A 13094-nucleotide genomic window follows, 5' to 3' on the forward strand; every position below is an offset into this window, starting at 1 on the left:
TCTTGAATCAATCAAAACCACTCATTTGCACATAACAAGTGGGATGAGTGTATGGATAAAATTTATATAAGAAAGGAGTAAAAATGGTCCTTATGAACCGTCTTAATGCAAGGGCTGTCGCAACATTGGGAGCTGGCAAATATAACGATGGTGCCGGCTTGCTTCTTCATAAGCGTAAAGATGGAGGTGCTCAATGGATTTACCGTTATACCCTTCATGGTCGGCGCCGTGAAATGGGCTTGGGTACGTTGCGAGATGTCTCTTTAAAACAAGCCCGTGAATGTGCAATGCAATGGCGTGCTGTTTTACGTGAAGGGCGTGACCCCATTAAAGAACGCAATAAACAAAAGCGTGAGGCAATAAGCAATCTCCATTATTTAAAAGATATTGCTTTAGATGCTTTTGAAAGTCGTAAAGCTGAATTAAAAGGAGATGGGAAAAATGGACATTGGTTTACACCTTTACGCCTTCATATTCTTCCCAAGTTAGGCTGTTTACCCGTTTCAGAGATTACCCAAACAGAGATACGGAATGTTCTTGCTCCCATTTGGCATACAAAAACTGGAGCTGCTCGGACAGCATTGATACGTCTTAATCTTTGTCTTAAACATGCGGCTGCATTAGGATTGGATGTTGATTTACAAGCAACAGAAAAAGCAAAAGCTCTCTTAGGTAAACAACGCCATAAGGTCACTAATAGACCAGCCATGGATTGGAAAGATGTGCCGGCTTTTTATAAAACACTTTGTGAAGCATCAACCCTAACACAACTGGCTTTGCGGCTGCTTATCCTTACAGGGGTTCGTAGCAATCCCTTATGTCATATTCATAAAGATCAAGTTGATGGGGATATATGGACTATCCCTGCTGAAAATATGAAAGGCAAGCGTGATATGACAACAGAATTTCGCGTCCCTTTATCAACAGAGGCATTAGAAATCTTAAAACAAGCGCGTCTGCTTTCTCGCAATGATTTTTTCTTTTCTGTAACCGGTCGGGGTCCCCTCGCTGCACGCTGTATGTCACAATATATGCAACGCGCTGGTCTTAAAGACTGCCCCCATGGATTTCGTTCTAGTTTACGCAATTGGCTTGCTGAAACAACCGATGCCCCCTATGAGGTCGCTGAAACTATTCTAAGTCATACAGTTGGGGGGAAAGTAGAGCGTGCCTATCGTCGCACTGACTATCTAGAACAGCGCCGTGTCTATATGGATAAATGGGCGGCATATGTTACTGGTCAATCTTAAGATATGGGGTGCATAACCCCATTATCTGTGGATAACTTTAGCTCTCTTCTCTCTCATTCTTTCTCAATAAGATTCATCACGTATCACATTACAAATTGTATAATAAAATATTGTTTTCTATGAATAAAACATCTTTCTAAATAAACCAAAATGTGGTTAATAAATAGTTATGATTTGTTCTCATTTTTTTACTTTTGAACGGATTTTAGTATGACAGAAAATGATATTCTTTTAACAGACCGTGAAAGTGCAAAACTGCTTCATATGAGTGTTTCAACATTCCGCCGTCATGTAACCAATGGATCTTTGCCAAAACCTTTAAAATTTGGTTTTTTATCCCGTTGGTTACAATCGGATCTTTTGAATGTCATCGAACAAGCAAAACAGCAACGTCAAAGTGACGCGGCATAAAAAAAACCTTGTCACGTAAGGACGGACAAGGCTTTCTCAAACTCATCAACTTGGATGATAACAAAAACCGTCCTGTATCGCAACCTGGTTATAGGATTACTAGTACATTCTACGCCATATTGATTTACATACAATATTGAGATGTTGGATTGAGGAAACAATCCCGCCATTCCAAACGAAGGCAAGGATGGCGCATTGTTGGTCATTACAAGAAAGACTTAAGGCTTGCATTCAGATGCATTTTTATACCTTTTACAAAACGGGCTGTTTAAGCGCTTTTCGACACTTCTCTTCGGGATGACAGCACCAGGCTGACAAATGGGCAAGTTTTCGGCTTTATAGTTTTGACACCAAGTTCCTCCCCATTTATCTTTATAGTGGAATCCTGCTTGAACCATACAGGCATCAATTGTTGCCCATCCATTATTGTTTACCTCTTTATTTTCTGAACCAGGATCGATAAGACTCGGCATTCCACATTCTAATAAGGCTTTTCCTACCTCAGTAGAATCTGCTCCTGGCTTCTCCCACATATTCACGTACCCTGGAGCAGGTTTGTCAATGTTTTCAATGTCACATCCAGCTATACTTAATAAAACTATCCCACTCAATAATTTAAACAGTGTATTCATTTTTTTCTCCATAAATAACCTAAACCTAAATTATCCAAAATTGCATGAGGTGCATAAATTTTTGTATTATCATTATGATGTGCTCCATAATCACGTTTACATGCTGCCGACGCATTACCATAACACCTATGGGTGCTAGATTTAAAGCCGCCTAGAGCTTTCCCTTGCTCTATCATTGGAGTTGCTGGTGGAAATATTGCATAAGGGAACCTTAAGGGTGCCTTATAAAAAGTAGGTAGATTGTGACCAATTCCTGTACCAATGGGATCGAATATATGGTTTTGTAAATAAATATGATCTTTTTTACCATCACTCACATAATATAGTGCATTCGCTATTGATTGAGAGTTATCAGCTGGTCCAAAAAGATAGATATCTGTTTTTTCTGCTATACCGTGAATGCCATGCTTCTCAAAGTCACGCATTCCATTACCCACTGTCAGACTACCCCGGCTATGCGCACTAACAATCGCCCCTGTATTGCCATAACGATAGACAAAATCTTGTAACTTCTTGGTCGAATTACTCCATCTCCCAAAATACTCATAAATCGCTACTCCGTACTCTACGAGCCTGTCTTTAGCTTGTGGGTGGTATGTAAAATAAAGGGGCTCATGCTCATTATCAGCTAACTGAACCGCATTACGCGCTGCCTCATCGGGTGTGTTAAAAATACCATTATAGAACATACGCCTGTTGCCATCAGAGCCAGCTTGTAAATACTGCTCATCTTCAGCATTTAAAAAGTGATACAGAGTAATATATTCTCCATCGCTATCTTTTATAGGTTCTCCATTTTCATCGGTTAAATAGAGTACTTTGCCATTTTCATCATGCGCAATCTCACCTACTGGATGCTCTTTAACATTTGCGACTTCGCGCACTTTGTCCCAGTATCCCAATCCTTCATCCGATAAATCATTGATCATATCTACGCGATTATGCACTGCTCCCTCAAGCGGTGCGACATCTAGCTGTCCTACAGCCTGGTGGGCTGTAGCGGTGTTGCGGTTAAGTGCATCAATGATTTGTCCAGCATCTTGCCCCATCGCCCTCTGTCCAGTTGTATCAGTAAGGATGATGGTGCCATCACTGATAGCAGATTTGGTTTCCCCTTCTGCTGCATCCTTGGCTTTGCCGTGATTTAAAGCATTTTTAGCAATATTTTTTATGATGCCATATTTCCCCTGTTGCAAAGCATCGCCACCAGAAAGGCTAAACCCATGGCTGCTGGCTTTAGCATGCGCACTGTTGCTGATATCACTGGTGCTAATGCTTCCTGTGGTCAGGCTGTTTTTGTCCGCCGAGGCTGTGCTGGAAATAAGTCCTCCGGTCAGCGTTGTTTTGTCTTTAACGTTGATCTTAAAGCCGCCATCACCCGCTTTGATGCCTGATTGCTCCACAACACTATGATAATCGCTGGAGGATTTATCCTTTTGGAAAGAGGCGCTCATGGAGCCCCCACCACCCGTTTGTCCAGCACCAAACCCAACAGAAACAGAGTTTTGCTTGCTGGAAGTTTGTCCCGTATCACTGCGGCTGGTAATGGCGAAATCACCCCCTACTTCCATTTCTACACGCTCTCCAGAAACCACGGCGCCTGCCAATGTGGTGTTTGCCTGACTTATGGTGTGAACTGTGCCGGTGCCTATAATATGGCTGTTTTTGTGTTGAACTTCATCACTGGAGCCTTCCCCTTGACTAAAAGCAGCACTGCCCGTTGCCCCTGCGCCACCCGTGCCATAACCGGTGCCAACACTCATTGAAGCACTTTCACTGCTATTTTGTGTGCTTTGCGTGTTTTGTGCACTTTCAAAGATGATATCTTTACCTGCTTCCATGGTGATATTTCCGCTCTGTGCATCATTGTCCAGCACATAGATTGGATTGGTACCAGCAATAATATCAGCGCCAACACCATGAATGCTGCCTTTGTGGGCTTGCATGTTGACAGCGCGTCCACCTGCTATGCTATCTGTCACCGCTGTGGAGACTTGAGAAGAGGCTTCTGTTTTCTCAGTTTTAAAGCCCACGGTTACACTGCCAGATGCGCCAGCCAGATTGGCAAGAGCATCCTTGGTGGAGCCCCCCAATCCTCCTAATGAGCTACTCAATCCTTTGGTTGTGTTCCCCTTTTCCCCTGTGTTGCCAGTCAGCCAATTAATAAAGTTCTCTCCTTTATTAAAGAGGTGATTGATTTTCATGCCGGTCAGTATGCCATTAATAACTGTGTTATTGCCATCCTTATTGTTCATACGGTCCGCTGAATCTTTTAAGCCTTGTACCGTGCCAAGGACACCGATATCAGCAGAGGCTGTCACACCAGCAAAAGACTTTTCATGCTTTTCTTTTGCGTTAGAGGTATCATAGCTTTCCGATAGGGTGATATTATTGCCAGCGTCAATGTTGACATCACGATCCGCTGAAACAATGGCTGCTTGCATATTTACATCATTGTCAGCAGTAATCTGCACATCTTGGCGTGCCGTGATGTGTGATTGTGTGGAAGTGGTTTCCCATTGATCGCCCGTATCTTTGGCGCTTGCAATTCCAACACCTACAGAAGCACCGCTGTTGCTCTTTTCAAACTGAATGCCAAAGCCTGTACGTTCTTCCTTTGAGCTTGAGGAATGGCTATTATGACCAACAAGCACATTGACATCACGAGCTGCCGAAAGGTTAATATTCTCACCTGCAAGATCAGAACCAACAATTGTCACATTTTTTTTCTTGGCAGTGATGTTGATCGTGCCATCAGCATTGAGAGAAGAACCTTGATGCTCAAAACTCTCTTCATTTTCTGTCTTTCCCTCACTCCCGTATATCGACACAAAGCCCTTGCCTGATCCCACACCAAAACCTGTTTTATGCTCCTCTGAATGGCTGCTATGATGATCTGTCATGCCATCAATCGTCACACTTTCTCCGCTCACATTGATATCTTGACCGGAAAGCAGATGAGAAGCAGAAATCTTGGCTTCTCCTTGTGCGTCTAACACGATGTTGCCCGTCGCCCCAAGGATAGAGGAGACCGTTGTGGTATGCGATTGAGATGTATCGGACGATTCCTCATGCAAAAAGCCACTTGATGACGATTGTGCTTGCTGATCCAAGTGTTCTTGGGCGCCTTTTATGACAATCTTTCCCCCAGAGTGAATGGTAATATCCGCTTGTTTCTGTTCTCCTGGTGCTTCCTCTCCTGACGTTTCCTCTGCCTTACCGGCTATGAGCGTCGAGGCTAAAACTTCCGTGTTGTTTCCAGATTCAATGGCAACGCCTTTGCCCCCAGATATAAGTGAACCGGAAACTTGGGTAGCATCCACCTTGTTATGCACGGATTTGCTGCTACTAAATGCTCCACCCTCTTTGTGGTACGACATCTCATAGTGTAAGCTATCCTCTGCATTATTGATGAGAATATCATTGCTGGATTTCAACCCTACCTTGCCCTCAGCCGCAATGGAACTACCTGTGATAGTGAGATCATGCGGCTTGCCATCCTGCCCTGCAATGACCGTGGTATCACCTCCCGATTTTATCGAAGAGCCAACCGCATGAGAGGCTTGCATATCCACTTTCGTGTTTTTGGTGCGAAGATGATATTCCACTTCATCGTTTCTTACCCCTATCGCTATCTCCCCTTGGGCGCCAAGTCCAACATTGCCCTTCGCATCGATATCGGAAGCAGAAATATGGATATCTTGACCTGAGAGGACAGTAGTATCTTTTCCAGAACTTAAATGAGAGCCATTGTGCAAGGCGACATGGGAGGTTTGATCCCCGCGATGGCTATTGGCACTGTTGCGTGTGGCATCAATCGAAACATTACCCTCAGCTTTTAAGAGAAGATTATCCTTTGTTTGAACATCAGAGCCTAGAACATTGAGATCCTTTCCAGAGGCAAGTGTCGTTGAGCCCCCAGAATTGACTTGCGATTTATGATGCATAGTGGCATCACCCTGTTCGCTGTGGTAATGCGTTTGTGCTGAACCTATTGTTAAATTGCCCTGCTCTGTGGCCATGGCAAGATCACCCTTCGTGGTGATCCCCACCCCTGAAGCTGTGATATCTTGTTTGGCAATCACGCTCGCATTGCCCCCAGCAGAAAGTGCCTCGGTGTTTAAAACGGTCTCCACGCCGTCAACCGTTGTGCGCCCTGCATCTAAACGAATATTCTTCTCCGCAAGTAAAACAGCATCACCACCCGCCGCAAAATGCCCCCCTTGACTGAGGATATCCCCGCCATGCACATGCAATTGGTGGTTTGCCGCAATCCGTCCTGAATTGGTTATCGTGGAATTGCTCGTATTTTGGCTGGTGATATTGACATCATCGCCCATGATCAAAGCCCCAGCAGAAACAAAGGAGGCTCTGTCTTTTTCAGGGATATAAAGCACCGGCGCATAAACATCCATGCCCTTGACCTGTTGGCGCACATAAATCACCATCGGCGCTTCTAGGGACGCCAATTGTTCTTCACTCAAAGCCTCACCAAAGGAGAGATTGTGGGCTTTTGCATAGTCTGCCCCGACATCCAGCAAAGTTTTGACTTGTTCAATGGCATCACTTCCAGGAATAAAGGAACCTTTGCCCAAACCTTGACCAACAAGATCACGCATTTGTTTTTCAATCAGCTGCTTTTCAAAATATGCATCGCCTAAGAAAAAAATCTCTCTGTCAGGATTGTAGCCAATTCTGTTCAAATAATAAGCTGAGCCATAAAACTTGCCAACATCAAGGAATTCTGCCCGCGTTTCATAAATGAAATTCTGGTTGGGCAGCGTGCCCCCAACACCCCCCGATTGGGGCTTTGGTAAAGGGAGCCCCTCAGAAAGTTCCCCTGCACTATTGATATCAATTTTCGGTGTAAACAAAGCACCAGCCCCGGTTAAACCACTTAAGGACTCCAGTGGATTGCCTCCAGCCGCTTTGGCTTCAAAATGCGCATCCCCTGTAATCGAACCTTCCGCTGCCGTGTTATTGAGTTGATCGACCACCAGATTTAAAGTGCCACCCGCTTGGACAAGACCTGGAACGGTATCAAGAGCTTCTGAGCCAGTATGGCGAAACGTACCATTGGCTATATCTAAAGAAACATCGCGGCTTCCATCAGCTTTATAGCCATAACAATTGTCTGTATCTGCTTTACAATGCATAAAGATTTTTTTATAAGCCGTTGCCCCTGAATTGGTCAGCGTCTTGGCGTGGATATCAGCATTTCCCCCTGCTTCTATAGAGCTATAATGGTTGTCAATGGTATCAGCGTTAATGATGAGATTGCCACTAGATTGTATCATCCCCGAAACAGTTGGTTTATGCGAAAACCCTTGCGTGACAGTTTCTTCTGTCATATGTGACCAGTTTTCGTTTATTGACCCGAACCATCCTCCCTTCCGCAGAGAACCATTCCATACAAACTCTTCTATGTCTCCTTTTCGAGCATTATGTTTCCAAGTAAATGCCTTATAGACTGTGCCATCTTTTAAAGTTGCAGTGCCATAGGTTCCTTCTTTGTTATCCCAAAGTTGTTGCTCAAATATAAAGTGTTTTGGACCTACTATCCCATGCTTTCTTTTAGAAAGTTTTCCTTTTCCCCAACGATCCCAGTCCATATCATGATATAAAGGCCTACCATCGAGAAAATTATATTTGTCTGGTTTTTCGAATGAAATATCGCTATATTCCGTTTTTTCTGTGATGACAGGCGTGCTATCGGCTTCGTTTTTTAGGGTGTTGGTTTGGATATTTAAGTTTCCACCAGCTTGAATAAAGCCCGCTTTGTTAACAAGGGAAAGGCTTTTTCCGCTGCCATCTGCATTGGTGAAAGATAAATCACCCTCTGCCATTATGGCACCAAAATCATTGAGCAAAGCGCCATCGACTTGTAAAGCACCACTTCCCCCAGCATAGATTAAGCCCGTTTTGCTGTTGGTTACATTGCCCGTCACGCTAAAGACTAAATCCTGCCCTGCTGCCAATTGACCGCTATTTCCAAACTCCCCCGTTTTGATCACGAAATCTCGCGCCGCTAAAACAGAAGTTGCCTTATCCACCATAACGCTTGGAGCAATAAAGAGAATATCTCCAGTCCCCCCCTCATCTGTCACGGCTTGTAGCCGCGCATGGTGAATATCAAGGGCATTGGTGCTGTTAAAATCTAAACCACCATAAGTCAATTCGCTGCCCGAGACATCAATATGATCTGCAATTAAATACAGCGTTTGCGGCGTGTAAATATGAGAACGATTATTGCTTAAATCGAGAGTGTTTGCTGTCAATCTCACATCCCCCTCGGTAGACAGCACATTCTCAACACTGATCTCTCCAGATACCGATGTCAATGCTGCGTTGCCATAGCCAATGACCTGATCATAATAAATGTCGTTGCCAGCAAAAATTTCAATATTGCCACCACTGGCAATCTGACCAACCTTCACCCCTTCTTTTGCTGTAATAGAAAGAAAGCCCTTTTTATCTAAAACAAGATCCCCTGAACCGCCGGTAGAAACGACACCTGTCATCAGTGTGCCAGCATCAAGGCTGCCAACCTTTAAAACAGCTTCTTCACCCGTCATCAGCGAAGAAAAGTCAACCGTCCCGCCCTCAATATTTGCCTTGCCATGAGCTAAAAGTTGCCCAAAATGAACCGGAGCATTTGTTTCTGGTTGTGCTTGAATGGCAACATTTTGATGCGACAGGATTATTTGAGAAACAGAAAGTCCGTTATGAGAAACCAGGGTGATATCTCCTGCTCCATAAACACTTTCAGCAACAATCTCACCTTGACTGCTCTGGAGATCAACATCCCCTTGGGTGCCAAGAACAACAACACCAGTAGCACCCGTTGCCGTCATATCAACCCCACCGGCTAAAAGCTGCGCCTTTATATCACCACCGGCATGTGCCTTGAGGTTCCCTTGCGCTAGAACATCCCCCTCAAGCCTCAAGTCTCCACCCGCCTCAAGAACCATATCAACCCTACCAGCTAAAAGATGCGTTTGGATATCACCACCGGCATGTACCTTGAGGTTCCCTTGCGCTAAAACGTTCCCCTCAATCTTCAGCTCTCCGCCTGCCTCAAGAGCCATATCAGCGCCTGACCCTAGCCCTGAAACTTGAAGAGTTTGGCGCGAAGACAGCTCCATGTTGCCCCCAGACGTTGCATTTCCGGCAATCGATAAAAGCCCATCCTGCGCCTCTATTTTCAAATGACCCTCAGCGCCAACGGTTTCTAACGTGACACCTTTTTTTGCTGCAATCTCAATATGCTTTTTCGAGGTGATGTGTTTTGCTAATACGCTCTGGCTTTTCGATTTGAGGACAACACCCCCATGACCAAAAACATTCTTCAGGGAGATTTTCCCGTCAGCAGAAAGATGCAACTGCCCCGCATTGGCTGCCATATCATGACGCATGCGAACCCCAACACCTTTTTCCGTCGCCACAAGTTTAATCTGATCCGCCTGTAGAGCCCCCAAAGCAGAACCATCTATCGCATATTCCGGTTTACCAGTAATATCGGTCAGTTCTTTCATTTCCCGTGAAGCGTAATCAAAGTGACCCGTCCCTGCTGTTACACCAATTTCTCTGCCGGCAACAGGTCCTTCAAAATGCACCGTGCGTGAGACAATATCGACAATATCAACAGCCCCCTTGCCAGAGAAAAAATTGGCTCCTCTTGCTCCAAAGGTGATGTCCCCACCTCGCACCTCAAAGCCTTTCAAAAAACCGCTCGCATCAATTTCGGGTACACCTGTGGTTAAAGTCGCATGGGGCGTATTGATAAAACCGCAACCATCACAGCTTATCCCATTGGGATTGGCTATAATCACATCGGCTTGATGCCCAAAAACCTCTCCTGGACCATTCAAGGCACTGCGCTTGCTGCTGGTGACTTCATTTAAAATCACTTTCGCCGAACCCGTAACACGCAAATGCGGATTGCCCGGCATAATGCCCCCCAACTGCGATTGCCCCACTTCTTGCGCATGATTGTTCCAAATCACACCTGGATTGCCAATATTAAAATCATCATATTTATTGTGTGATAAGCCCTTGCCATTGGGGGTAACAATATCAATCGAGGGAACCCCATTGGGCGCTGCTACTATATCTGGGCGATGAGCGGCATTAGCGTTAGGATCCACAGTAATTTGCGCCTGTAACGCTGAAGGTGCGAATAAACAAGAAAAACCAAGTCCCCCAAATAAAACCTTTTTGAGCATCGTACTGGAGACCAAAACACCTAATAAAGCTGCTCTTTCTGCTTTCTTCTCATATCTCATACGTTAACTCCCCAATAAAAAACGCTTAAAGTTCCATTGTTAATGTCATAAAAAATGTTCCTGATTTTTTGTGCTTAACTGTGCTCCAAAAAATACTGGAATAACTGGCATCAAGAGAGACCATGCCTCCCGCAAGCTTGACACCCGCTGTCCAACCGGCAAGCTGATCACTCTTAATCCCATACAAGGGTTGTGCAAAAACACGCCCATAATCCAAACCAACATAAGGGCGAAGTTCACCAAAAACCTTTTTGAAGGTTGCGTGATTGCTCCACGGAATGGTGCGTAGCAACAAATCATTCCGGCTAAAAAAACCGTTATTGCCAAAAAGCAAACTCTCACGCGTGCCACGAACATTGGAGGCGCCCCCCAACGAAATCTGTTCAGCACCCAGTAAATTATGTGGTGAATATTGACCACTCAAAAGATTGCTCAGTATAAAGTCAAAGCCCCCTACCTTAAAAGGCGTCATAACGCTGAGTGTGCCGGTAAATTTGGCAAATTGTGGCTCCGCATCTCCTGCTCCTGGATCGTGCTTCTTGACTGAATGAAACAAGGGGAGTCCTTGCAAATAACTCACATCAAAAGTCCAAGTTCCACCCAGCATCTGGCGCGAATGCGAAATCCCAAAATTGGCGACGCTATATTGACGGCTGCCCACTTCAATCTTATTGCCAAGAAGGTAATTGTTGGTTCTTTTATAAGAAAGACCTAAATTCAAGGTTGTAAGGGAAACACCATCACGATAAAGAACTCTGCTTGTACTGGCGTGTAACTCACTGGAATCCCCCGTCGTCTCAATATCGGTAAAATTGCCAGGAATAATGCTTTGGTAATTATAAACAGTGCCATTCAATCCAAAGGTCCAATAACCATACGGAATACTCACACTCGCTGAAATGTTATTGCTATGTCCTTCTTGCTTGCTCCCACCCCAATAATCTGTCTGACTGCGCTGATAGTTAAAATCCCACGCATCATTCATCCCTAAAATATTTTCTACCCTTAAGCCCGCACTATAACGCGCATAACCCGTGGAAGATTGTCCCATATTGTCATGAGAAACAGTAACCTTGAAAGTTTTATCGGGATGATTGTTAATATTGACAATGGTGCTCCCTTCTTCACGCCCTGGAAGAAGTTCGCTTTGAGCGTGCGCTGAACTCAAACGGTTGATCTGATCAAGCCCCTGTTCAATATCGCGCATGTTCAAAACATGACCTTGAAGCCCAGGAAAAGCACTCCACACAACATTGTTATAACGAGATGCCGGTGAACCATTATAGTAAATCTCTGAGAGCTTGCCCTCAATGACAACAAATTTGAGCGTCTTGCTGTTTTTGATATCTTGATCAGGAATGTAAAAACGCGCCGTCACATAGCCTTGATCCAAATAAACTTTGGTTAACTTCTTGATTAAGAGCTGAATATCGACAAGCCCGATACATCTTCCAACATAAGGCTCTGTTACGGCTGATATAAAGCGCTTTTTGACATGATGCACTCCCTCAACAACAATAGCATGAATGGGAAAACATTGCTTCCCACCCAAAAGCGTTTCTGGATTTTGCTCTGAAGGCGTCTTTATCCTTTTAGGCGTTAAAGCGCGTAATTTCTCAATTCTTTCTAATTGCTGCTTCTCAGATTGTTGGCGAGAAAAATTATCGGTTGGGGAATGAAAAACAGCTGAAGAGCGCGCATAAACACTTACACCTGTAAACAAGCCAAAGAAAACAATAATGGCACGAAAAATTCTCAAAAGAGAACTTTGGCGTAAAAATACAGAAAACAATACAGATTGCCCCGCTTTGCACTATTCATGAAGCATTATTTAAAAGAACTTCATGAACCTCTAACAAGACCACTCAAAACAGCCACTGCCCTATAACGCTTTTAACAAAAGCACATGCCTCTGTTACCAAAGAAAAGTGACACTAGAAAAACTGCTTTATTTAAATTGCTGAAGATTTCTCCCCCACATTTATGTAGAAAGACCTCTAAACAAAACTGTTTAGCGCGTCAATGTTTAATACATCAATATCCCCAGTTTAACGCTACAATATATTTATCAATAATTAGAGATAAATTCACTCTCCAGCTCCTCTAAACCACTCAACACGCATATAAACGAGACATCGTGCTATCAAGCACATTCTGTCGTCAAAAACCATCATAGAAAACAATAAGAAATCTCTTTGAGAGCCTTTCAAGACAATCACGCAAAACTCTTTTAATGGCATTCTCATCAAAGGAACCTTTCTCCAAAAGCAAATGATCTGAGTGACCTTATCAGAAGAGTTTTGTCAGTGTTGTCAGTTCTTTTTAGAGCCTATACTATTTTTTTTAAATGAGAGAAAATTAAAAACATTATATTTCAATACGTTAGTATTTTAAAAACATAACTCATATCACTATTACAATCTTTAAAGATAACTAATGATGTGAATTGATTAAAACTTGTCAGTTATGTGTCAGTAAATTGAACTGACAAAGTGGATTATTTTAGTGCTTCTATA

5 protein-coding genes are annotated in these 13094 nt (G+C 43.9%); 2 read left to right on the forward strand and 3 right to left on the reverse strand.

What is annotated here, in order from left to right; all coding sequences use genetic code 11:
- Positions 1-83 precede the first annotated feature (83 nt).
- Together ACKC4Y_RS05990 and ACKC4Y_RS05995 are read left to right on the forward strand one after the other, a co-directional pair.
- Positions 84-1250: a tyrosine-type recombinase/integrase gene (locus tag ACKC4Y_RS05990; RefSeq protein ID WP_208439744.1), complete on the forward strand. Its 1167-nt coding sequence runs from the start codon at positions 84-86 to the stop codon at positions 1248-1250.
- A gap of 210 nt (positions 1251-1460) precedes the next feature.
- Positions 1461-1661, forward strand: coding sequence for a helix-turn-helix transcriptional regulator (locus tag ACKC4Y_RS05995; protein ID WP_007347209.1), 201 nt, complete (start codon positions 1461-1463; stop codon positions 1659-1661).
- A 218-nt stretch (positions 1662-1879) separates the two neighbouring features.
- Here ACKC4Y_RS05995 and ACKC4Y_RS06000 read toward each other — a convergent pair whose 3' ends face one another.
- The 3 genes from ACKC4Y_RS06000 to ACKC4Y_RS06010 are packed head-to-tail and all read right to left on the reverse strand — an operon-like array spanning position 1880 to position 12337.
- Positions 1880-2293, reverse strand: coding sequence for a hypothetical protein (locus ACKC4Y_RS06000; protein ID WP_375649602.1), 414 nt, complete (start codon positions 2291-2293; stop codon positions 1880-1882).
- Positions 2290-10578, reverse strand: coding sequence for a hemagglutinin repeat-containing protein (locus ACKC4Y_RS06005; protein WP_409360891.1), 8289 nt, complete (start codon positions 10576-10578; stop codon positions 2290-2292). Before ACKC4Y_RS06005 ends, ACKC4Y_RS06000 begins: the two co-directional genes overlap by 4 nt.
- A 25-nt stretch (positions 10579-10603) precedes the next feature.
- Positions 10604-12337, reverse strand: a complete 1734-nt coding sequence (locus tag ACKC4Y_RS06010) for a ShlB/FhaC/HecB family hemolysin secretion/activation protein (RefSeq protein ID WP_409360892.1) — start codon at positions 12335-12337, stop codon at positions 10604-10606.
- Positions 12338-13094 lie beyond the last annotated feature (757 nt).

It is taken from the genome of Bartonella heixiaziensis, from assembly GCF_046245125.2.
In the GTDB taxonomy this organism is placed as follows: domain Bacteria; phylum Pseudomonadota; class Alphaproteobacteria; order Rhizobiales; family Rhizobiaceae; genus Bartonella; species Bartonella heixiaziensis.

Coding starts and splice junctions, on each gene's coding strand:
- ACKC4Y_RS05995 (WP_007347209.1), top strand. CDS start 1,461: ATGACAGAAAATGATATTCTTTTAACAGACCGTGAAAGTGCAAAACTG.
- ACKC4Y_RS05990 (WP_208439744.1), top strand. CDS start 84: ATGGTCCTTATGAACCGTCTTAATGCAAGGGCTGTCGCAACATTGGGA.
- ACKC4Y_RS06000 (WP_375649602.1), bottom strand. CDS start 2,293: ATGAATACACTGTTTAAATTATTGAGTGGGATAGTTTTATTAAGTATA.
- ACKC4Y_RS06005 (WP_409360891.1), bottom strand. CDS start 10,578: ATGAGATATGAGAAGAAAGCAGAAAGAGCAGCTTTATTAGGTGTTTTG.